The 23,138-nt window shown below is 37.5% G+C and carries 18 protein-coding genes; 16 read left to right on the top strand and 2 right to left on the bottom strand.

Annotated features, from left to right (window positions below):
• Window positions 1–372: 372 nt before the first annotated feature.
• Both J2Z23_RS01300 and J2Z23_RS01295 read left to right on the top strand, forming a co-directional pair.
• On the top strand, window positions 373–1,701 hold the full coding sequence (locus J2Z23_RS01300; protein WP_057983901.1) for an ABC transporter substrate-binding protein: 1,329 nt from the start codon (window positions 373–375) through the stop codon (window positions 1,699–1,701).
• Between the two features lie 310 nt (window positions 1,702–2,011).
• Window positions 2,012–4,195: a glycoside hydrolase family 18 protein gene (locus tag J2Z23_RS01295; RefSeq protein WP_057983903.1), complete on the top strand. Its 2,184-nt coding sequence runs from the start codon at window positions 2,012–2,014 to the stop codon at window positions 4,193–4,195.
• Window positions 4,196–4,388: 193 nt separating this feature from the next.
• Here J2Z23_RS01295 and J2Z23_RS01290 read toward each other — a convergent pair whose 3' ends face one another.
• Complete coding sequence (locus tag J2Z23_RS01290; protein WP_209973016.1) at window positions 4,389–5,357, bottom strand: hypothetical protein; 969 nt, start codon at window positions 5,355–5,357, stop codon at window positions 4,389–4,391.
• A gap of 372 nt (window positions 5,358–5,729) precedes the next feature.
• Here J2Z23_RS01290 and J2Z23_RS01285 point away from each other — a divergent pair, with 372 nt between their 5' ends.
• The 9 genes from J2Z23_RS01285 to nagE all read left to right on the top strand — a co-directional run bounded on the left by J2Z23_RS01285 (window position 5,730) and on the right by nagE (window position 15,043).
• On the top strand, window positions 5,730–6,134 hold the full coding sequence (locus tag J2Z23_RS01285) for a globin domain-containing protein (protein WP_274380135.1): 405 nt from the start codon (window positions 5,730–5,732) through the stop codon (window positions 6,132–6,134).
• A 33-nt stretch (window positions 6,135–6,167) separates the two neighbouring features.
• Window positions 6,168–6,623: a DUF2269 family protein gene (locus tag J2Z23_RS01280; protein WP_082881427.1), complete on the top strand. Its 456-nt coding sequence runs from the start codon at window positions 6,168–6,170 to the stop codon at window positions 6,621–6,623.
• 1,356 nt (window positions 6,624–7,979) lie between these two features.
• Window positions 7,980–9,383, top strand: coding sequence for a VWA domain-containing protein (locus tag J2Z23_RS01275; protein WP_057983909.1), 1,404 nt, complete (start codon window positions 7,980–7,982; stop codon window positions 9,381–9,383).
• A 337-nt stretch (window positions 9,384–9,720) separates the two neighbouring features.
• Window positions 9,721–11,184: a methyl-accepting chemotaxis protein gene (locus J2Z23_RS01270; RefSeq protein WP_209973015.1), complete on the top strand. Its 1,464-nt coding sequence runs from the start codon at window positions 9,721–9,723 to the stop codon at window positions 11,182–11,184.
• Between the two features lie 32 nt (window positions 11,185–11,216).
• A complete protein-coding gene (locus J2Z23_RS01265) occupies window positions 11,217–11,417 on the top strand; it encodes a YjfB family protein (protein WP_209973014.1) in 201 nt (66 codons plus the stop codon).
• Between the two features lie 408 nt (window positions 11,418–11,825).
• On the top strand, window positions 11,826–12,161 hold the full coding sequence (locus J2Z23_RS01260; RefSeq protein WP_209973013.1) for a hypothetical protein: 336 nt from the start codon (window positions 11,826–11,828) through the stop codon (window positions 12,159–12,161).
• Between the two features lie 250 nt (window positions 12,162–12,411).
• Complete coding sequence (locus tag J2Z23_RS01255; RefSeq protein WP_209973011.1) at window positions 12,412–12,900, top strand: hypothetical protein; 489 nt, start codon at window positions 12,412–12,414, stop codon at window positions 12,898–12,900.
• Between the two features lie 105 nt (window positions 12,901–13,005).
• The gene (locus J2Z23_RS01250; protein WP_057983918.1) at window positions 13,006–13,503 is read left to right on the top strand and encodes a PTS sugar transporter subunit IIA; all 498 of its coding nucleotides are present in this window, start codon (window positions 13,006–13,008) and stop codon (window positions 13,501–13,503) included.
• Between the two features lie 85 nt (window positions 13,504–13,588).
• Complete coding sequence (gene nagE / locus J2Z23_RS01245; RefSeq protein WP_209973009.1) at window positions 13,589–15,043, top strand: N-acetylglucosamine-specific PTS transporter subunit IIBC; 1,455 nt, start codon at window positions 13,589–13,591, stop codon at window positions 15,041–15,043.
• Between the two features lie 114 nt (window positions 15,044–15,157).
• On the opposite strand, the gene J2Z23_RS01240 is transcribed toward nagE, so the two are convergent.
• The gene (locus J2Z23_RS01240; RefSeq protein ID WP_209973007.1) at window positions 15,158–15,613 is read right to left on the bottom strand and encodes an NUDIX hydrolase; all 456 of its coding nucleotides are present in this window, start codon (window positions 15,611–15,613) and stop codon (window positions 15,158–15,160) included.
• Window positions 15,614–15,976: 363 nt separating this feature from the next.
• Here J2Z23_RS01240 and J2Z23_RS01235 point away from each other — a divergent pair, with 363 nt between their 5' ends.
• The 5 genes from J2Z23_RS01235 to J2Z23_RS01215 all read left to right on the top strand — a co-directional run bounded on the left by J2Z23_RS01235 (window position 15,977) and on the right by J2Z23_RS01215 (window position 23,060).
• Entirely contained in the window at window positions 15,977–17,779 is a 1,803-nt protein-coding gene (locus J2Z23_RS01235) for a sensor histidine kinase (protein WP_209973006.1), read from the top strand.
• Window positions 17,772–19,292, top strand: coding sequence for a response regulator transcription factor (locus tag J2Z23_RS01230; protein ID WP_057983926.1), 1,521 nt, complete (start codon window positions 17,772–17,774; stop codon window positions 19,290–19,292). The genes J2Z23_RS01235 and J2Z23_RS01230 overlap by 8 nt, the downstream gene beginning before the upstream one ends.
• 134 nt (window positions 19,293–19,426) lie before the next feature.
• Window positions 19,427–20,389: an ABC transporter permease gene (locus J2Z23_RS01225; protein WP_057983927.1), complete on the top strand. Its 963-nt coding sequence runs from the start codon at window positions 19,427–19,429 to the stop codon at window positions 20,387–20,389.
• Between the two features lie 12 nt (window positions 20,390–20,401).
• On the top strand, window positions 20,402–21,316 hold the full coding sequence (locus J2Z23_RS01220) for a carbohydrate ABC transporter permease (RefSeq protein WP_057983928.1): 915 nt from the start codon (window positions 20,402–20,404) through the stop codon (window positions 21,314–21,316).
• A gap of 61 nt (window positions 21,317–21,377) precedes the next feature.
• A complete protein-coding gene (locus tag J2Z23_RS01215; RefSeq protein ID WP_057983930.1) occupies window positions 21,378–23,060 on the top strand; it encodes an ABC transporter substrate-binding protein in 1,683 nt (560 codons plus the stop codon).
• The last annotated feature ends 78 nt before the right edge of the window (window positions 23,061–23,138 follow it).

Here is a 23,138-nt window from a genome sequence, read left to right as displayed (position 1 = left end):
TATAAGGATCTACTAAGGTTGACGCAAAGCAACAGGGCGTTGCGTTAGGCATCTGTCACTAGACAAGTACGTATTCGGCCTTACTTATTCGCTTCACTGCAGGATTCTTCTATTTGATACTATTCCACACAGTCGTGTCGCTATTTTTACCGAATTCCTTAAAAGTTTATTTTTTAATAGCAGTCAGATCTGATTTTTTCCCTTCTTTTTATTAGAAAAAAACTTATCGGGCAATTCCTTCCTTTTCAGGCAAATGCTTGCTTTATTCTCTCCTTTACAGATAAATAATTATCAGAATATTATAATACAATATAAATAGAGCCGAAACGTACAAAAAGTTGGCTGAAAAAACTAAAAGGGGGAGAATAACCGTTGTATAGAAAACGCCTACCACTTATTTTAGGTCTTTTATTAAGTATAATGTTATTAGGTGCATGCTCAGATTCATCAGAAAAAGGAAGCGCGAGTGACACAGATAATACAAGCAATGCGAATGAAAATAATTCGTCAGATGAAGGAAGTAGTTCAGAAGATGAACCAAAAGAGGAAATCACGATGCGTTTCTGGTATCCAGGTGAGCCTGATGCAGTGGAGGAACGTTTGAAAGAAGTTTTTCCACATATTACTTTTGAATGGGAGAATATTCAGGTCGTAAACGCGTATAAGGAAACAATTGAAGAGGAAATTTCGAAACAGAAACTTCCAGATATTATGGTTTTAACAGATTATAGTTTAAGTGTTTTAAAAGGATATGAGATGCTGTTTGACTTAACACCATTAATTGAAAAGCATGAACTAGATATGAGTGATTGGCCAGAATATCGAGTAAAAGCGATGCATGCCCATAAACCTGATGATGATGGAATTTATTCATTGCCTGGTCAGTTAACATACCATGGACTGGCATACAATAAAGAAGTGTTCGATAAATTCGGTGTAGCCTATCCGACAGATGATATGACATGGGAAGAAGTCATTGATCTTGCACGTCAAGTAACAGGTGAGCGAGATGGCGTACAATACCGCGGATTAGACATAGCGCTAGACCCGCAAATGGTAGGAATGCTTGATGGCTGGCTAGTTGATGAAGATGATGAAGTGCATTTTGAAAATCGTGATGATGTAAAAAGAGTCCTCTCTTTAATAGAAGAAGTGGCAGCTATTCCTGGTAATATCCCAGATAATGACAAGGAGGATTTCTTTGATCCATGGAGCTACGGTATATACAATGAGCGAAATGTGGCGATGGCCCTTCATGCCCGTTATATCGCTAAAGGGCTAGCAGAATCGGCTGAGGAAAGTGATCTTAACTTTGACTTTGTTAGTTGGCCACTAGTAGATAAAGACCATCCAACCCAACCATATACTGACGGGACTTTCTATGCCATTTCACCATATTCAGAATATCCCGATGAAGCCTTTGAAGTGATTGAATATTTAATTTCAGACGAATGGATTAACGACAGTGATCCACTTGATTACAATATGGATATCCTGAAAGACAAAAATATGGAGGCTTTTACACGCCATCCATTAAATGTTCCTGACGGCAGAGCCTCTGAGCATCAAGTAACAGGAAGATGGTTATTTGGCAAAACGGCTAATAGAATTATTTATGAAGATGTTGATATCAATACCGCCATTCGAGAAACTCAAGAAGAGGCAGAAACACTGATTAAAGAGGCAAAAGGTTCTGATTAAGAAAAGAAATATAAGTGAAGATAGTTTTGCTCCATAATCGTACTAGAACGAGAGATCAATTCATCTTTCGTTCTTTTTCTATTGGAAATCCTACCGTGAATTTTAAAAATCTATAAAAGTTTACATAATCTATCACTATATTACAGAATAATTACAAATATCACAATAGATTGACAGTTAGTGGAGAGGAAACTATATTAATGTATAGACATCTGTACGTCTAGTGTTATTTGTGATTGCCTACGATCGATATGGTTATCCGATGAATCGATAAAGATGTCTTTCATTATCTGAAAAAGGGGGAATTACCTTGCAGTTGAGGGAATTGTCAGGTAAGAAGAAAGGTTCTATTGTTTTGATTTCAAGTTTTTTACTCGTGTTATCCTTATTTTTCCCAAGTTTTTTCTTGCAATCGCTAAATGTTGTGAAAGCGAATGAAGGAAATATTGTTCTAGGGTATTATACTTCTTGGAATCCACCACAAAATCTCGACGCTAGCAAACTAACACATATTAACTATGCCTTTGCAGATGTTTGTTGGGATGGGATTCATGGAAACCCTAACAATGAAGAAATTGCTGAAGGGGAACCAAAAACATGGACATGTAAAGATTTACAGGGAAATGAAGCGAAGGAGCTAGAAAATGGAACGATTGTTTTATATGATCCAGAGGTTGATTTAGTAGAACTATCAAAACTAGCTGCTTTGAAAAATCAGAATAAAAACTTAAAAACGCTGATTTCAGTGGGAGGATGGACATTGTCCAATAATCTTTCCTTAGTGACAAGAACGGAAGAAACACGCGAGACTTTCGCTCAATCGGCTGTTGATTTTGTCCGTGAATTTGATTTAGATGGATTAGACTTAGATTGGGAATATCCAGTTGCGGCAGGAATGGAAACAAATCACCGAGATCCAAGTGATAAACAAAATCACACTTTATTATTACAAGCAGTTCGTGATGCTTTTACAGAAGCGGGAAAAGAAGATGGAAAGGAGTACTTAGTAACAATCGCAGGTGCTGCTACATGGGCTTACGCTGAAAATAATGAGTTAGGGAAAATCGCTGAAGTTGTTGATTATATCGCGATTATGGCTTATGACATCAATGGTACATGGAGTGGTGTAACTGGACATAATGCGCCATTGCATGCAGATCCTTTAGAAGCGGAAATAAGAGGCTGGAATTTTGGTGTTGATAGCACGATGAATGTCTATGGAGCGGTTCCGAAACACAAACTATTATTAGGTTTACCATTTTATGGGCATTCTTGGGCAGGATGTAATACAGAAGACAATGGAAAAATGGTGATGGAAAAAGGACCATATCAGCAATGTGCAGCTGGTTGGGAAGCTCCAGGAATAGATGGTGGTACAGTCAATTATAATATTGTGAAATCACTTATCAACCAAGATGGTTATAATTACTTTTTTGATAATGTTTCAAAAGTACCTTATCTTTATAATGAGAAAAAAGGAGAATTTATATCTTACGACAATGTTGAGTCACTTGGTTATAAAGTAAATTTTATTAAAGATCAAGGTCTAGCAGGGGCTATGGTTTGGGATCTAGCCGGCGATGATGCGGATTATAATTTGTTAAAAACAGTTTCTCACGGATTAGGTGTCTCTAATGATGCTCCAGCACCAGATCCTATGCCAGAAGTTGAAATCGGTATTTCTGATGGGTTAGCACCAGTAAGTGCAGGTAGTCTAATAAAGATATTGGAAGCTGGCAAAGAGACTGGTGTCCAAATACAAATACCTGCGGATTTACCAGAGGGAACGAAATTAGATGTGGTAAAAGCGCAGGAGGGCATGGATAAGCTATCTGGATTTAAAGCAGCTGGCCCAGTGTATACATTTAACTTTGAATACCTAGAGGGAGAAGGATTCACTAGTGAAGAAGGATTTGGATTAACGTTCCCTGTTGATCCAGAGGCTAAAAACCCAGCAATCTATTATTTTAATAGTCAAAAGGAAGAATGGGAAAAAGTTAGTGAGGAAGTCATCGATGGAAAAATCATGACTACTGTGGCGCATTTCTCAACATATGGTGTTTTTGCAGAGGATGAAGAGGTCGATCAAGGAAATGGAAATGATGAGACAGAAGATCCGCAAGATGGCCCAAATGATGATGGAAAGGGAAAAGACGATGGGACAGGCTCTAAAGATGATGGGATTGACGGGGATGATCAGCAGCAGGATGGGGATGGAAATGGAGCCAAGGGAAATGGCACTATGAATAATGGTAAAAACGACGATAGTGATGATGATCAAAACGGTAGTAATGGAAATAATGGAATCAACAGTACTAAAGGTGGGGATGGAACGAATCACCATAACCAACCTCCAAGTAAAAATCCTAAACTTGGCAACGTTCTTCCAAATACCGCAACAAATCTATTTAACTTATTAATGGTCGGGATATTAGCCAGTCTTTCAGGAATCGGAATATTTCTTTATCAAAGAAGAAAGCAAACAATAAAATAATAGAAAGTAGAGCAGTAATCTCTTAGTCAAGATTACTGCTTTTTTTATCTCAGAATCTCTCATAGCTCCCCATGGAATATTTTTAACATCGAGATCTTGCTAATCTCCTTAACTATCGATCTAATTCCAGTTGTCATTGCAATCGAGTTGTTTGAACTGCTCTATTAATGTATGGGATAGCACATTGTGGAGGCTAGGCGAACCTGTAGTAGACAAGGAAAAATGTAGACAGGATTAGAAAAAAATTGAATATAATAAAAAGAAATTGTCCATGTTTAGTCTTGAAATAATTTAAGTTCATCGGGCTATATTTTACCGGATTGTCGACAAGGAATAGAATCATAATAATATAGAGCAAAAAATGACCAATGAATTCAGTGTAGCCAAATAATAATGTGGTTAATGTGATTATGACAATAAAAATGATACTGAAAAGTCGATTTAAAATGCCCATTATCCAACAGTAGCCAATCCCAAACTCTATGAAAGCGGCCATTATTGTAAAGAGAGCAGGATCAAAACCAAAGGTTGGGACTGCGAATTGCTCGATAATATTTAATGTCATGCTAGGATAGACCCATTTTTCAATTGCCAGCCAACAGAGGGAGAAACCGGTTAACATATATAATAGATAGAATTTGAAACGCTCCCATTTTGTTTGGATCAACAAGTAGTAAGAAATGATACCAAGATAAAATGAATAATCCAACATATGAAATATTCCATGATGAAAGGTGAAGGAAATATAGAAACCTAACAAGATAAGTGCTGCTAGTTTAGTGGAATAGAGATTGGGAATAACTAGTAAACCAATGATTGCCCAAACTAGAATGAGTGAACTAGAATTATGGAGAAAAAATTCAGGTGCAAATAAAGTTCCCGCTTGGATCTGAATGATTAGAGCTAGGGCTGTTCCATATTTTAAATAAGCATCGGGAAAGGAGAAATATTCTGCTTTTTGTTGAAGCTGTCGTATTTTTGCAACCTTCTCAAATTCAGGTATATATAAACTAAGTAGGCCGAGACAAATCGCTGTTAATATTGCCATACAAAAGAAAAATGGCGAGAGAATACTATCGATCTCAACCCTCTCTGGATTTACATCGGTAAACCACTTCACATGTGCGAACACAGTCATTGGTGTAAAAATAATGACTAACATCAAATAAAAAAAGAATACTTTCTTCCTGAGGGGAACCACAGTTTTTTACTTAAATGTATAGAAATGGGGATTATGGTTAATCTTGGGGCTAAATATCTAGCGAAGTAATTAGTGGGTTAAATTTAATTGGGTGAATATTACAGCTAAATGACTATACAAGTTGAGGCGGAAAAATTATGCCCTTTACCAATAAACATAAACCCAGAAATTAAGCAATATATAATTGGAAATTTATTACTTTTCGGTATGAAATACCTAATGATTTTTGGCGTGAATGATCTTTATTACTGTTAAATTATATGTGACATAAATCACATTAATTTTTCTTTCGATAGGATATGATAAAATATAACTGTATAAGGAGGGATTGAAGTGACCGAACCCCGCTTACAAACATTATATAGCCAAATTGGTGCAGAAATGATAGAAGAGTTAGTCCAAACCTTTTATCCAAAGGTATACGCAAATCCGGTAATTAGTCCACTTTTTGAGGGAGATATGGAGGAAATTATGGAGAAACAGCGCTTGTTTCTTACACAGTTTCTTGGAGGACCTCCTTTATATAGCCAAGTACATGGTCCGCCTGCGATGAGGAGACGCCATCTACCATTTGAAATTACCCCGATTCGGGCTGAAAATTGGTTGAAATGCATGAAGGAAGCTTTTGATGAAGTAGGATTAAGTGACCATCCAGCTGGGGAGTTTTTCTTTCAACGTCTTACCCAAGTTGCGGCAATTATGGTTAATAGTGAAGAAACTGAGGATCCCCAAAGCTAGTGGGGATCCATTTGCGAGAAATGAGGAATATGATTGAATACATTTTACACGATACTTGTTTTTATCCATATCTTTTCCGCCATTCTAGGAATGGGACCTGGTTTTATCTTAAGCATCATCCCAAAAACAGCTAAAACGATGACAGAACTACGTCATGCTTATAAAATAAAACATCAACTCCATATTTTAGTGATGATTGGTGGTACATTATTATTGGTCACTGGTCTATTAATGGGGCTGATCCATCCATATCTTTTCCGAATGGGATGGTATCTAGTAAGTATGACTCTTTTCTTAATTGCTTTAGCCATGGGGCCATTCGTTTTAAAACCTGTATCGATTCCCGTAAAAGAAATTGTCAACCATCACCAAGGAGAAGAAATACCCGAGGAATACTTTCGCCTCTCTAAAAAACTAGACATCTATGAAAATATTGAAAATCTAATCTTTCTCATCATTATCACCTTAATGATCTTGAAACCATTCTAACCATCCGAACCACTTGGATGGTTTTTTAATTCCATATTTTAGAGAGTTGCGCAATACGACATGAAAGTCGCGCAATCCAGAGGGGAAGTTGCGAAATACCATATGAAAGTCGCGCAATTCGGAGGAGAAGTCGCGCAATGCCATATGAAAGTCGCGCAATAGGGGAGAAGTTGCGCAATGCCATATGAAAGTCGCGCAATTCGGAGGAGAAGTCGCGCAATTCCGCATAAAAGTTGCGCAATAAGGGAGAAGTTCCTCGATACCAAGTGAAAGTCGCGCAATCCAGAGGAGAAGTCGCGCAATTCCGCATAAAAGTCGCGCAATAAGGGAGGAGTTGCGCAATGCCAAGTGAAAGTCGCGCAATTCAGAGGGGAAGTTGCGCAATGCCATATGAAAGTTGCGCAATGCCATATGAAAGTTGCGCAATGCCATATGAAAGTCGCGCAATACAGAGGAAAAGTTGCACAATTCCGCATAAAAGTTCCGCAATAAGGGAGGAGTTGCGCAATGCCAAGTGAAAGTCGCGCAATTCAGAGGGAAAGTTGCGCAATACCGCATAAAAGTTGCGCAATAAGGGAGGAGTTGCGCAATGTCATATGAAAGTCGCGCAATTCAGAGGGGAAGTTGCGCAAAACCGCATAAAAGTTGCGCAATAAGGGAGGAGTTGCGCAATGGCAAGTGAAAGTCGCGCAATTCAGAGGGGAAGTTGCGCAATACCGCATAAAAGTTGCGCAATAAGGGAGGAGTTCCGCAATACCAAGTGAAAGTCGCGCGATTCAGAGGAGAAGTTGCGCAATGTCATATGAAAGTCGCGCAATTCAGAGGAGAAGTCGCGCAATACCGCATAAAAGTTGCGCAATAAGGAAGGAGTTGCGCAATGCCAAGTGAAAGTCGCGCAATCCAGAGGAGAAGTTGCGCAATGTCATATGAAAGTCGCGCAATCCAGAGGAGAAGTTGCGCAATACCGCATAAAAGTTGCGCAATAAGGGAGGAGTTGCGCAATGCCAAGTGAAAGTCGCGCAATTCAGAGGAGAAGTCGCGCAATTGCGCATAAAAGTTGCGCAATACCAAGTGAAAGTCGCGCGATTCAGAGGAGAAGTTGCGCAATGTCATATGAAAGTCGCGCAATCCAGAGGGGAGTTTGCGCAATACGACATGAAAGTCGCGCAGTCCAGAGGGGAAGTTGCGCAATACGACATGAAAGTCGTGCAATCCAGAGAGGAAGCCCCGAAATCCCCCATGACAGATTCGCAACCTGCGAGGTAGTCATAAGTGACTAGTTAATCAGTCACTTCATGCATATGAAGGTTTTCGATATGATACAGGGAGGATTGATTTTAAAAAGGGGTTTTTGGTGTGAAGAAATCTTATTTTATATGGTTGATGGCCATTTTACTTTTGACAGCTTGTGCGGGAAAGGATGCGGAATCCGCGGAGCCGAAAAAGAATGTTGCTACTGAAGAGGTAGCGAAAGAGGATGAAGAGGAAACCGGTGGACGAACTGAATCCAAGGAGTATGTGCCTAAAGAGGTGGAGTATTATGAAATTGAAAATCTTGGGCGCGAATTATCTGAACTTGAAAATGAAATGCTGCGTTACCCAGGGATTTATAGTGGGGATGATTATGATGAAGTGAAAGTGAATGAAGCGATCGACCAATTGCCGGATGATTTGACGGCCGAACAATACTTTGATGAACTGAAATATTTATTAACAGAGGATTATCATGAAGAATTAGAAACGTTACTTCGTTTTGATCCTAATGTTGAAGTAGATATTGCCCGTCCCGATGAAACAGTTGAGAATCCAGGTATCAAAACAGCGCATTATGCGATCTTGATTGATGCTAGCGGCAGTATGAAAGCTATGGTTGGAAACAAAAATCGTATGGATGCAGCTAAAGAGGCTGTCTTCGAGTTTGCCGAACAAATTCCAGAAAATGCGACCATTTCCATGAGGGTTTATGGTCATAAAGGTTCTGGAAGTGATGCAGATCAAGAATTATCATGCACAAGTACAGAGAACTTTTATAATGGAAATTTTGACAATGGTAAATTTAAGAAGGCACTAGATAAAATCAAGCCAGCTGGTTGGACGCCGATTGGGCTTGCCTTAGAAACTGTGAAAGAAGATATTCCAGAAAACACGGATGACGTGATTGTATATGTGGTGAGTGATGGCATTGAAACCTGTGGGGGGGACCCAGTCAAAGCGGCTGAGGATTTAGTGTCAGCTGATATCGAAACGGTTGTTAATATTATTGGCTTTGATGTGGATAATGAAGGGCAGAAACTGTTAAAAGAAGTGGCTACTGCAGGGAATGGCGAATTTACTTATGTCGATTCTGAGCAAGATCTGAAAAAATATTTAAAAGCACAGTATGAAGAAATTCAAAAGGCATGGCAGGAATGGAAACGAGCTGGTCAAAAACAGGCCCATGAATTAAAGGAAGAAAAGAAAAAGCTCGCAAATGAGACAAAAGAGAGTATGAAAAAGAAAAGTAATCAAGAAAAAGAACGGATGAAACAAGCTTCACAATATTTAAAATCGCGCTTGGAAGAGACGGAGAACTCATCGATTGGAAATGATTTGTATTTTAAGTCCATCGATTATAGTGGTGCCAAATATTGGTTTGCGATCGATATTGGTAGTGACGCATATTGGGAAAGCATTAATAGTGGCAACGAGAAGTATTGGGAGTTTGTGGAAGAAGGGAATGAGAAAATTACGGAGACCATTAAAAAGAAGAATGAACAATAAAAAATGAGGACATTCTCTTGCAAAAAGAGTGCAATTAGGTGCTGCACCCTAAAAGTTAGAGTTAAAAATCTACTTTTGGGGTGTTTTGTATGGAAAAAAGGTGGAGCTGTACTAGAGCAATGATAGAAGCATACTTCAGTCATAAAACTGGCAGGCTTCGCTCACTTCGGATGGACAAGGGACGTTGCTTCATACCAGTCCCATCATTGTTTTTATGAACAAAATCTTCTACTTTGCTAGAGGCTATTTTATTAACACTTTCCGGGTCTAAACAAATCGCTTTCCAATCCGATATTATCTGTAGAAAGATGCAAATATCCGAGAGGAACGATTAATTATGAATTTAGAACAAGTTCGTATAGCGGACCGCAATAGGAAAAATACGATCATGGGCATTGCCTGTGGGTTAATCTTAGGAGTAGGACTGATTGGACAAATATTCCTTGATACGTATTTAGTCATTGTGTTATCGCTTGCCATTCCTTTGATTCTATTAATTGGATTGTTTTTCTTAAGTCAACGAGTTGATATGATCAAACAAATTTTCCCTTATATCGTTGTGACTTTAATTTCTTCTATGGTGCTTGCGACCATTTTTCTAGGAGGAATAAGTGTCGCTACGATTGCTTTATCCTTTCTAATATTAATTTTTGCGAGTATACCAGGTTCCTTTGGTGTATTTATTTACGGTTATCTAATGAGCTCAGTAACGATCGGAATGGCCTATTTCCAATTAACAGATAACCAAGCGGGGAATTTACTATTAATTCACTTTTTAGCTTCTGTTATGTTTGCTGCAACGGTTCATCAAAGTAGGAAATTGTCAAAGCAATTGGGAGTGTTAGTAGCTGAAGCGGAAGAGAAGATGCGATTTGAAGAAAACTGGTCAACGAAGTTAAATCAAGCATTCATCAAGATTACTGGGAATCTGCAACAAATCCAAGGGAATGCCAATACTTCGGTGGCTTCGCAGAAAGAAATGTTGACGGCTTTAGAGGAAGTTAGTATAGGAAGCCGAAGTCAAGCTGATCACATTGTAGAAATTGCCGGGACTACAGAGGCTACGAATGATTTGGTCAAAAAAATGCAAGGTAATGTTAAGCTGCTTGTTACTGAAGCAGATGAGGGTGGAACGACGGCTAGTGATGGAGTTGAAAAAATGAAGATCATGAAAGAGCAATTTGAAGCATTTTCTCAATTTTTTAATCAACTAATGGCTACCTTCCAAGACTTAACAGAAAAAATTGCTGAAACCAATTCCTTTGCTGAGTCGATTCGGGAAATTACCGTACAAACGAATATGCTGTCCTTAAATGCATCCATTGAAGCTGCAAGAGCTGGAGAGCATGGAAAAGGATTTGCCGTTGTAGCTGAAGAAATTCGCAAGCTTGCTGGATTAACAGATAAAACATTGGAAAAAATTGATTCTAATTTGGATGCGGTCAATCGCTCGAATGAAATGGCTGTAACTAAATTACATGATGGGATGAAGCAACTTCATACTCAAGTGGAATTGACGAATGAATCAGATACCGCATTTAAAGAGATCACAGGTTCTATGAATAATTTACAAAGAAAACTAGAGCAACTTTTACAAGAAGTGGAATTTGTGGCAAATAATAGTGAAGCGATTCAAGAACGTACCAATGATTTTGCCTCGATCGTGGAAGAAAGCACAGCAGCTGTAGAAGAGTTGCATGCATCCTTGACGCAATTAAGTGATGAACAAGGTACTATCGTAGATTATGTTCAACAAACGTACGAGGAAGCCAGTTCACTGGGAAAAAACTTCGATCGATAATCCATTTTAATTAGTAGAAAGGAGGAGAGAGTTTGGACATTGCGGGCTTATCAATGGCTTTAAACCAGACACAGCTTAAGCAACAGGCCTCAATTTTGCTCACCAAGAAATCGATGGAAATGATGGGGCAACAAGGAGAGGCATTGAAAACATTATTGCAATCGACAAATGTTTCGGCGGTTCAACATGCTGCCGAACCACATTTAGGTGGTAACATTGATCTTAAAGGCTGATTTATGAAATCGAGGAAATTGGTAGTAACATTACTAATTTCCTCGATTTTTTTGCTATTACTATTTGTTTTTAATTTTCCAATCATTCACTAGGCACAATACTATAGGTCGTAGATTATAATGATAAATGTCCTGTTATTCTTTCTTTAAACTTTTAATGAATGGGGATGTTTAGGTGGATGGATCGGAACCATATTAAAAAATCAGAGTAATTACACAAAAATAATTATGGTGAAAATCTTTTTGTGTAGCTTCGCCTCTTTTCCGCAGAAAAAATAAAACATTATTCTCTAGGGAAGATAAGTTGAAAAATGAAGATTCTTAGCGTATGATGATAATGTTTATAGTTGGAAAAATATGTATATTTAAAATGATTATTGTTTGAACATACGGACATAGGGGTGAAAAGTGTCATTGCAAGAGCTATCAAGATTTGATGTTTTACAGTCGCAATTTAGAGTTGATGATTTGGGAATTCCACCAGAAAAACAAAAAATATTAGATCGGCTATTTCATTTTTTATATGAATATACAGATCTATTATACTTATCTTTTATTCGCGAGGAAGTACTCATTCAATACTTACAATATCATGCGAAAAATCACTTCAGGATCCTTACCTTCAGTGAAGTCGTGAAAGATCTTAAATTCTTTATTTGGTTTCTGAAAAACAAGAAAGAGATTAACTGTGTAATAGAATTGGACTTTTCTTTACTACATATAAACTTGTGGAAAGAATTATAACGAAGATTCATCGTAAAGGCTTTTTTCATACATAGTGGCGCTACAAACAATCCACCTTAACACCTCAAGAAATGTCACCTTGGGAATTGGCAATTCGTCCATTCGCCAAACATACTTCTTTTTATCATTTTCCAAATATGGTTCAAGTTAAAAGCGACCGGCCGTTAGTTAAGCGGCGGTTGCTTTTTTAGTTAACTCTAAATTTAAGTATGCGGTTTATAATAAAATATAATGAAAGGAGGGAAAGAAAATGTTCGAGAAAATGTTCGTGAGGAAAATAATTGCGGCGACAATATCGGGAGCTGTATTTGCCATATTATTAGGATTTGTTTCGCCAAATCCCTTTGGCGAGCAAGTTCATCCTTATTTTTATTCGGCTCTTACGATCATAAATGTTTATTTAATATATAGCTTTCCTGTCATTTTGTTTTATGGTGTATTAACTTCGATTGTAAGTGATAAAATAGCGGAGTTTATTGCGAAAAAAAGCAGCCATAAGATAAAAGAAATAGTCGTTTCTGGCATTTTACATATTGTTTTTGGGCTTGTTCTTCTGCCATTTAGTTTAGCTGCTGCACTCTTGTTTTTTGTTACGGATCGAATTTTACTAAAACAAAAGAAAAATTTTCATTGGTTGCTAGCAGTAAAGAGTTTTGCTATTCCAGCTGTTCTGTGGATTATCTCAATAGGAATTGTTTGGATCAATGATTTTATTAGTAATTTTCGCGGTAGTTTCTGATAAAGAAAGGGTAAAAAAATCATCCGGAAGCATATTAAGAAAGGATTAATTCCATCTGTTGCGGAATAGAAAGAATAAAGTAGGAAGATAGGAGAGACTCATACCATGTTTAAAAAGTTATTTAAAAAAGAGGCTAAAGAGAAAAGGGAAATTGTTGCACCTATTGCCGGAGAGATAATCCCATTAGAAGAAGTACCTGATCCAGTTTTCAGCCAGAAGATGATGGGGGAAGGGATCGCAATCCAACCATCAGGAGGACAAATTGTCGCACCGGTAGATGGCAAGATTATATTAATTGCGGAAACGAAGCATGCACTCGGCATTGCAGCGAAAGATGGCACAGAGATTTTGATTCATGTAGGTTTGGAGACTGTGTCTTTAAAAGGAGAAGGTTTTACGGTCTTAACAAAAATGGATGAAGTGATTACCGTAGGACAACCACTCTTAGAAGTTGATTGGGATTATATTGCCTCACATACCAAAAGTAGTGTGACGCCAATTATTATGACAAAAGCTAATGAAGATGGGGATGGATATAAGCCTGTCGGCAAAGGGAAAGCCATTGCAGGAGAAACGGTTATATTAACAACTTCTGAATCATAAATCATATAAGTAATAGTTTTTTACGCGATTTTGCTAATAGTGCCACGGTTACAGGAGAATCTATAAATGTGAGGAGGTTAAAGATGTGATGAAATATCTGCAAAACCTTGGGCGTTCTCTTATGTTACCCGTTGCTGTGCTGCCTGCCGCTGCGATCTTGATGGGAATTGGCTATTGGATCGATCCGACTGGATGGGGATCAGGAAATGTCATTGCAGCTTTTTTGGTGAAAGCTGGTGAATCACTTATTAATAATATCCCCATCTTATTTGCTGTTGGTGTGGCTTTGGGGATGTCGAAGGAAAAGGATGGTTCAGCAGCATTAAGTGGATTAGTTGCATTCCTTGTTGTGAAAACCTTGCTCTCTCCTGAATCGGTAGCATTATTTCAAGGGGTGGAGGAAGAAGCTGTCGATCCTGCGTTTGAAAATATTGAAAATGCATTTATTGGTATTCTTTCAGGGATTGTAGCTTCTCAGATGTATAACCGTTTCAGTCATGTCCAATTGCCAGATGCCTTCGCGTTTTTTAGTGGTAAAAGACTAGTGCCCATTATGACTTCTGTTGCTATGTTGGTCGTGACAGCTGCTTTGTTTTTCATCTGGCCTGTTGTATATTCATGGTTAGTTGCTTTTGGAACAGCGATTAGTAAATTAGGATTTGTTGGAGCTGGTTTGTACGGATTCTTCAATCGCTTATTAATTCCAACTGGACTTCATCATGCTTTAAACGCCGTTTTCTGGTTTGACACCATTGGGATTGATGATATTGGTAAATTCCGCGATGGTACAGGAGTTAAAGGCATTACCGGAATGTACCAAGCTGGATTTTTCCCAATTATGATGTTTGGCTTGCCAGCGGCCGCACTTGCTATGTATCATACGGCAAAATCAAAGCGAAAGAAACAAGCTGCTTCACTTATGATGGCTGCAGGATTTGCTTCATTTTTTACTGGGGTTACGGAACCACTTGAATTTTCATTCATGTTTCTAGCACCAGCTCTTTATGTAGTTCATGCCGTTCTTACGGGATTATCACTCGGTATCGCTGCCTTTTTCCATTGGACATCTGGTTTTGGTTTCAGCGCTGGGCTTGTCGATTACATTTTAAGTTTACGTATCCCGCTTGCTAATCAGCCGTATATGCTGTTGTTGCAAGGCTTGGTCTTTGGAGTCATTTATTATTTCTTATTCCGTTTCTTAATTACGAAATTTGATTTAAAAACCCCTGGACGAGAAGAGGAAACAACGGAAATGCCTGAAAAAGAAACAGCTTCTAGTAAAGGAGAAGATCGTTTTTCTAAAATGGCCACAGTGATTTACGATGGACTTGGTGGCGACGAAAACGTCACAGCTGTTGAAAATTGTACAACGCGCTTACGTGTCGAAGTAAAAGATATGGACGCTGTCGACCAAACCAAAATAAAATCAACCGGAGTTCCTGGAATTAACATCGTGGGTCCTCATAATATTCAGGTCATCGTTGGCACTCAGGTACAATTCGTTGCCGATGAAGTAGAAAAAATTCGGAAAAAAGACTAGAAAAGAATTTAGCGTTTGAGACCGATCCGTTTATTAAAGCAAACCGCTCCTTGCCGCAGTCTTTCAAATTAAAAAAGAGCAATTCAATCGCTGGATTGAATTGCTCTAACCGCTTTAACTGTGATCAAGATAATGTTTAATAGCTCTGCGATGACTGCCGACCATATTATCTGGTAAACGGTGAAGGGAAAAATATTTAATCTGTAGTGATTCGTCGTCATGAACTTGAGGTGTTCCTTGAATGATGTCTGTTGTTATATACACGATCGTTACTACATAAAACTCATCCCCATTTTGTGCTTTCACATAATGATTTCGTCCAGAGGAAACATTAATTAATTCTAACTCCCCAATCGTGAGGCCTGTTTCTTCCCAAACCTCTCTCCGTGCACACTCTTCTGTTGATTCGCCTAATTCCATTAATCCACCAGGCAATCCCCAGACACCATAAGGATATTTTCGCTGTTGTAAAAGAACATCATGCTCGTTATTTAAAATAATCACAATTGAGCCTGTAAGGATTAAAGGCCGATGCCCGACTATTTTTCTTAAATCCTCGACATACCCCATATTATTTCATTCCTTTCGGTCAATTGAGCTTACTCTTATTATAGCGCTAATGTCGCAAACATTCTTTAGGTGGATGGCTGATTCTTGAAAGAATGATGGTATTAAGTGAAGCTTACTTGAATTTCGCGCTTGCCCTTCAGCCCCTGATCTTTACGTTTTTATTTTAAAAAGAAGCATAAACCCTGTTACTTTTTTACCAAAAATAGCTTACACTTAATTAAAAGGAGATGATAAGGTTATGCTTTAAGTAACAAAAAAATGATAGCGTTATCAAGAATGGTTATCTAGGAAAATATCATGTAAGGCTTTTTTCATATTGCGAGAAATCATCATTAGACACCAAAGGAAATGTGAGGAAGATCGATGAAGCTTCTAGCTATTAAGAAGATGTTAAACGATATGAAATTACGAAATAAGCTATTTTTCTCTTTTGTATTTGTTGTCTTTGTCCCTGTCATGATTGTGGGGGGCTATTTAACAAATGAATTAAAACAGTTGGCTCTAACAGATGCTGTCAAACAAGAAACAGCTAATCTTGATCGTGTCAGAAAAAGAACCTTGGAAACGTTAAAAATCCCATTGTATTTATCCAATAATATTTTATATGATCAGCGCTTAAAGGAAATCGTTAACACGGAATATCAGTATACGTATGATGTTGTAGCAGCATATAAAAATTATTCTACCTTTGATCATTATTTGAAAACTTACCCACAGGAAATCTCGAGTATTCGTTTTTATATGGAAAATCCTACTCTTTTAAATAATTGGCAAATTATCCCGATCACGGAAAAAATGGTGAAATCAGTTTGGTATACCAATGCAAAGAAAGGAAAAGGATTGGCAAATTGGACATATATTGAAGATGAAACCAAGCAAAATAGAAAATATATTAGTTTAGTTCGCCGCATTGATTTTTTAGATTTTAAGACATATGGGATGTTAGTTATCAGCGTCAACCCAGATCATTTAGATCTGATATTATCTCAGGAATCATCTCCCATGATGCTTATTGACGATAAAAATAATATTATTGCCACGAATCATTCTGAGTTTACAACAAAATCCTTTAGCAAAATGATTGACTCGAAACAAAAGCTAGAAGAGCCAATCGGAACATTCCGAGGAAAAGTTAACGGAGAACCATCCTATATTTTTATAGAAGAAATATCGCCAGATCATAGTTCGAATGGGCTGAGGGTTGTTTCAGTTATTCCGAACAAAGAGATCGTTGAAAATGCAAATCATCTAGGAAGAATGGGCTTATTCGTTGTCACCATTAGTGTTTTGATTGCTTTATGTTTAATCTACTATTTCTCCAAATGGTTATCAGAGCGAATATTGACGTTGAGCAAACAGATTAATGAAGTGGGAAAGGGAAATTTTGATCACACTATTTTGGTGGATGGAAAAGATGAGATTGGACAACTCTCAAAACAATTAAATATGATGGCAAAGAACACGAAACAACTTCTCCAAGAAATAGAAGAATCGAATAAACAGAAAAGCCTGATGGAACAGAAACAAAATCATATCAAGTTTAAAATGATGGCCAGTCAGATTAACCCCCACTTCTTATTTAATGCCCTAGAATCCATACGAATGAGGGCTAGTTTGAATGGCGAAAGGGAAATTGCCCAAGTTGTAAAATTATTGGGGAAACTAATGAGAAATAGTATTGAAGTTGGCACAGGTAAAGTCAAGCTAAGCAGTGAAATTAGCGTCATCCAATCTTATCTTGAAATTCAGAAATTCCGATATAGGGAACGGATTCATTACACCCTTCATATTGATCCACGAACAAATGATTTGGAAATACCGCCATTAATTATTCAACCACTTGTGGAAAATGCGGTCATACATGGAATAGAGGACGTAGCAACAGGAGGAGAAATATCTGTTACTAGCAAATGGACTTCGGTGGGAGTATATATTGCTGTTATGGATAGTGGGAAAGGAATTGATGAGGAGAGATTGAAGAAAATCAAACAAATGTTAGCGGAGAATGAGGAAAAAGAAGGTATTCGGATTGGCCTCCGAAATGTACATCAGCGCCTCTTACTAACTTATGGTGAGTCAGCTGGCTTGGAAATTGAAAGTGTTTTAGATAAAGGGACCACAATATCATTTTTAATCCCATTGGAAAGGGGAAAAGAAATTGTTTAAGGTATTGATTGTGGATGACGAGCCAACGATACGAGAAGGTTTGGCCGCTCTTATTCCGTGGGAAGAATATCGGATTAGCCAGGTGGAAACGGCAAAAAATGGAGAAGAGGCGCTCCAGTTGCATGAGATGCTATCACCTGATCTTATGATTGTCGATATCAAAATGCCTGGAATGACAGGGATTGAATTAATAGAAAGAATAAGAAGAAAAGATCCCCTTGTTCATTTTATTATCTTAAGTGGCTATGCGGAATTTGAATATGCCAAAAGTGCCATTTCTGTTGGGGTGGAAGGCTATTTATTAAAGCCAATTCTAGAAGAGGAATTAATGGATTATTTAGCTAGGTTAAAATTAAAATGGGAACAAGCTCAGCTTTATCAACAGCTGAAAGATAGATTGGAAGATGAAAACAAAGAAAGAATGATAGAAAGTCTCTTAAGGGGAGAGATTGACGCGGGGATATACAAATTCTTTGAGAAACTTCGGTGGTCAAATTACCGTATCTTACTAATTACTTTAGAAAATGTTATAGATTTACCAAGCAAAAAGCAATTATTAAAAGTCTATTTTTCCAACGGACAATCCGCAATTGTAAGTACCTATCAACAATTTTTACTTGCTGTATTTGATGGGGATTCATGCCAAGATGATTTGCATAACGAGCTGCAAAAGTCGGTATTTCATCAGTCAAATCAATATACGGCGGCATTATCTGAACCAGTTGAAAGTTTAGAAGAGATAGCGAAAGCATACCAAATAACTAAACAACTACTCGCTAATAGATTTTTTTATGAGCAAGACCAAATCTTAACCATACAATCAAAACCTCTATTGACAATCGAAGAAAAGAAACAAAAAGAACAGAAATCACTCAAAATGCAAGTGGAGGTACTATTTTATTCGATTGAATTGGGTGATCAGCAGGCCGTCCAGAAGATTTGCCTAGAAATGGTGGAGGAGTGGATGCAAGAAAATCCATCCGAGGAATCAATTAAAAAGAATTTTATTCAGCTGATTTCTACGCTAATTAATAAATTAATCTCCGACTACCAAGAGTTGACTGATACATTCACCAATCTAATGGAGAAAGTAATCGAAATTGAGAAGCAATCGACCATAAAACAATTAATCACTTATATCGATTCAATTTTTTCAGAAATAATCGGACAGATGGATCAGCAAGATTCAGATTTAATTGTCAAAAAAATGATCCATTTAATAGAAAGGCATTACCATACCAATATTAAACTCGATACTTTAGCGGAAACCTTCCATTATCATCGGGCTTACTTAGGAAAGTTATTCAAAGATTATACAGGAGAATATTTTAATACGTATTTAGATAAGATAAGGATTGAAAATAGTAAAAAGCTATTATTGGAGGATTTAAAGATTTATCAAGTGGCCGAAAGAGTTGGCTATGCGAATGTAGATTATTTTCATAGTAAATTTAAGAAGTATGTTGGCATTCCTCCATCAGAATATCGAAAAAGGAAATTGATTGGGAAATAATCATCTGCGGATGATTATTTTTTTATCCCAAGATTAGGATCTGACATTTTTATATGATTTTTACTTTAATTATGACGGTACTTTTAGCTTTATAAAAAAGGTAAAATAAAGTTACCGATTAGGAGGGGGTTCAAATGGAAACGGTAAAAGGGAAAGCGTATTCAAAGGTGAATAAAAAAGAAAAAAACCGCCATTTCTGGAAGAGGTTTTTCTCACAAAAAATATTATATCTGATGTCACTTCCCTTTGTCTTATGGGTATTTGTTTTTAATTATCTGCCTGTTTGGGGATGGACAATGGCTTTTCAAAACTTTCGACCTGGCCGTGCTTTTTCCGAACAAGAATGGGTTGGATTGAAACATTTTATTGCGCTATTAAGTGATGAAAGGTTTTATTTAGCATTAAGAAATACATTAGCTATGAGTTTGCTAGGTTTGACGATCGGTTTTGTTGTTCCCATCATTTTTGCGGTGCTATTGAATGAAGTTCGTCATAGTTTATTTAAGCGAACAGTGCAAACAATTACGTATTTACCGCATTTTGTTTCATGGGTCGTTGTAGCCGGAATTGTAACAAAAATGCTTTCTACTGATGGTGGGATTGTCAATGACTTGCTTTTAAATTTTGGCTTTATTGATAAACCCTTCCAATTTATGGCAGAAGGGACTTGGTTTTGGGGGATTGTTACGGCGGCCGATTTATGGAAAGAAATGGGTTGGAATGCCATTATCTTTTTGGCGGCAATTGCCGGCCTAGATTCTCAACTATATGAAGCGGCAAAAGTCGATGGAGCAAGTAGATTAAGGCAAATGTGGCATATTACTTTACCAGGAATTCGACCTACCATCTTAGTAGTTTTGATTTTGAATATAGGACATTTAGTGAGTATTGGTTTTGAGAAACAAATGCTGTTAGGAAATTCGCTCGTTGTGGATTATTCCGAAGTGTTGGAGTTGTATGCACTGAATTATGGGATTGGATTAGGGCAATTTTCTTATGGTACAGCGATTGGCATTTTTAACTCGGTTGTAAGTATTTTCCTTTTATTCCTTGCGAACGGGATCTTTAAGCGATACTCCAATCAAAGTGTCATGTAGGGAGGGGAAATCATGGCGACGAAAAGAGTGTTAAATAAATCAACTTATAAAGATTATATATTCGATATTTTCAACTATTTATTTCTAATTATTTTAATGATCGTCACGCTATATCCCTTCTTAAATGTGTTAGCTATTTCATTAAATGAATCAACTGACACGATTCGAGGTGGAATTTATATATGGCCACGAGAATTTACGTTCAATAATTACCTAGAAATTGCTAAGTACGAAAATTTAGTAACTGGTTTTGGAAATTCAGTGCTCCGTACAGTTGTGGGAACCCTGTTTGGTGTTTTTATTCAAGCAATGGTGGCTTTTACATTAAGTCGCACTGATTTTCAGGGACGTCGATTTGTTTCAACTGTAATCGTTTTAACAATGTATTTTTCCGGTGGTTTAATTCCTGGCTATATGTTAATCCGTGACTTGCACCTTATGAACACCTTTTGGGTGTATATCTTGCCAGGATTAGTAAGTGCTTTCAATATTATTATTATTCGTTCCTTTATGGATGGATTGCCGTTTTCCTTACAGGAATCGGCGAAAATGGATGGCGCTAATGACTTTACAATTTTCTACCGAATTATTTTACCTTTATGTAAACCTGTTTTAGCGACAATTGCATTATTTGTTGCGGTTGGACAATGGAATAGTTGGTTTGATACGTATTTATATAACAGTATGAATGAAAATTTAACGACTCTACAATATGAATTGATGAAAATTCTTGAAAATACAACTATGAGTGGAAATGCGAACGCTAATCAAATGCGCCCGAATGCGGCCCAACAGTCGCAAATGGTGTCACCAGATTCAATCAAAATGGCGATCACGATGGTGACCGTTGTGCCGATTGTTTTAGTCTATCCATTTTTACAAAAATACTTTATTCAAGGGATGACTTTAGGAGCTGTTAAGCAGTAATGAATGAGGTAAAAACAGATTTATCTGTTGATACAATATATAAAAGGGGAGGAAAAAAGGGATGAGTTCTTTTAAGAAGACTTTTAGTTTGTTATTTATTGTCAGTTTCATGTTCTTTATAGCAGCATGTTCTAATTCAGAGCAAGGAACTTCAAAAAAGTCCAATTCATCATCAGGAGATGAGGATGCACCAATTACCTTAACGCTGTTTGGCTCTGATGCAAATGCGGATTGGGAAAAGATGGAAAGCCCAGTTGGTCAAAAGATAAAAGAAGATACTGGCGTAACATTGAAACCAGAATTTGATATTGATGGTGGGCAACAAAAAATTGCACTTATGGCAGCAAGCGGAGAATACCCAGATATGATTCTACCAAAGGGTGAGGCTGGAACATTAGTAGATGCAGGTGCATTGATAGATCTTACTGAACTTATTGAAGAACATGCACCAAACTTGAAGAAAATGATTGGCGATAATATGAATCGATTAAAATGGAGTAAGGATGATTCATCGATTTATATTATTCCGAACGCTGCGGTTGATAACCAAGCAATGTATCCAGGCTATGGAGCACTTGTTCAACATGCAGTTGTAAAAGAATTAGGTTATCCTGAATTAAAAACACTTGAAGATTTAGAAAATGTGCTTCGCGAATATTCCAAAAAACATCCTGAGATTGATGGACAACCAACCATTCCATTAACCTTACAATCAGATGGTTGGCGTTTTCAAGCATCAACTCTTAACAGTGGCTTTATGATGACAGGTGCTGGAGATGATGGGGAGTATTATATAGATCCTGATACTTATGAAGCAACCCTTCATTATCGTCGTCCAATTGAAAAGGAAGTATTCCGTTGGTATAACCATATGAATGCTGAAGGCCTACTAGATCCAGAATCTTTTGTCCAAAAGGATGATCAATTTTTATCTAAACTATCCACAGGTCGTGCATTAGCTACTATTGCTCCAGACTATATGGTTGGGCAAGCTCAAAATGCTCTACGTGATGAGGGAAAATTAGATAGAATGTATGGCATGTATCCAATTACCTTGAGTGAAGAATATCAATCCCATGTATACCAAAGTCCAGGATTCCAAGCAGGTTGGGGAATCGGTATTTCCGTTGATTGTGAAGATCCAGTTCGTGCCATTAAATTCATCGATTATTTAGTTTCAGAAGAAACCCAAATTATGTTGAACTGGGGTCTTGAAGGAGAGCATTATGAAATTGTCGATGGAAAACGAGTGATTCCAGAGGATGTATGGGAATATCGCAATAATAATAAAAACTTTGCCAAGGAAACAGGAATTGGCTATAATTTTGCGGGACTTGCACCTCGTTATGGGGATGGTGTTTTAGACTCAACAGGCCAAACATATACAGTAGCTACACGTGAACAACAAATCAAAAATCAAACAGATGTCGAAAAAGAAGTACTGAAAGCGTATGGTGTAGAATTATGGAAAGATTTATATCCACAAATGGATGAATTTGATGAAAAACCATGGGGAGCAGCATATAATATTCCAATCCCTGGTGGTTCTGATCTTGAAGTGAAAAATCAAAGAATGTTAGATGTAACATTTAAACGAATTCCAGAAGCCATTCTTGCGAATCCAGATGATTTTGATACTATTTGGGAGACATTTATGAAAGACCTAGAAAAAGCAGGAGTAGAAGAAGCGGAAGAGGAATTCACCAAAATCATTCAAGATACAGTTGAGTTATGGAGTAACTAGGATAAAAAATGGGTAAGGGGTCCGTTTTGTCGGATCCCTTTTAGTTTGTCTGGCCTTCCGAATGGAGCCAGTTTTGCA

Origin of the sequence: Lederbergia galactosidilytica (genome assembly GCF_017873565.1) — a bacterium.
GTDB lineage: Bacteria > Bacillota > Bacilli > Bacillales > Bacillaceae_C > Lederbergia > Lederbergia galactosidilytica.
This window is presented reverse-complemented; position numbering and strand designations above follow the sequence as displayed.

Bases quoted from the DNA above. Each gene is read 5' to 3' on its own strand.
- J2Z23_RS01290 (WP_209973016.1), bottom strand. From the start codon at position 5,357: ATGTTAGTCATTATTTTTACACCAATGACTGTGTTCGCACATGTGAAG.
- J2Z23_RS01235 (WP_209973006.1), top strand. From the start codon at position 15,977: ATGAAGCTTCTAGCTATTAAGAAGATGTTAAACGATATGAAATTACGA.
- J2Z23_RS01220 (WP_057983928.1), top strand. From the start codon at position 20,402: ATGGCGACGAAAAGAGTGTTAAATAAATCAACTTATAAAGATTATATA.
- J2Z23_RS01225 (WP_057983927.1), top strand. From the start codon at position 19,427: ATGGAAACGGTAAAAGGGAAAGCGTATTCAAAGGTGAATAAAAAAGAA.
- J2Z23_RS01215 (WP_057983930.1), top strand. From the start codon at position 21,378: ATGAGTTCTTTTAAGAAGACTTTTAGTTTGTTATTTATTGTCAGTTTC.
- J2Z23_RS01240 (WP_209973007.1), bottom strand. From the start codon at position 15,613: ATGGGGTATGTCGAGGATTTAAGAAAAATAGTCGGGCATCGGCCTTTA.
- J2Z23_RS01270 (WP_209973015.1), top strand. From the start codon at position 9,721: ATGAATTTAGAACAAGTTCGTATAGCGGACCGCAATAGGAAAAATACG.
- J2Z23_RS01250 (WP_057983918.1), top strand. From the start codon at position 13,006: ATGTTTAAAAAGTTATTTAAAAAAGAGGCTAAAGAGAAAAGGGAAATT.
- J2Z23_RS01255 (WP_209973011.1), top strand. From the start codon at position 12,412: ATGTTCGAGAAAATGTTCGTGAGGAAAATAATTGCGGCGACAATATCG.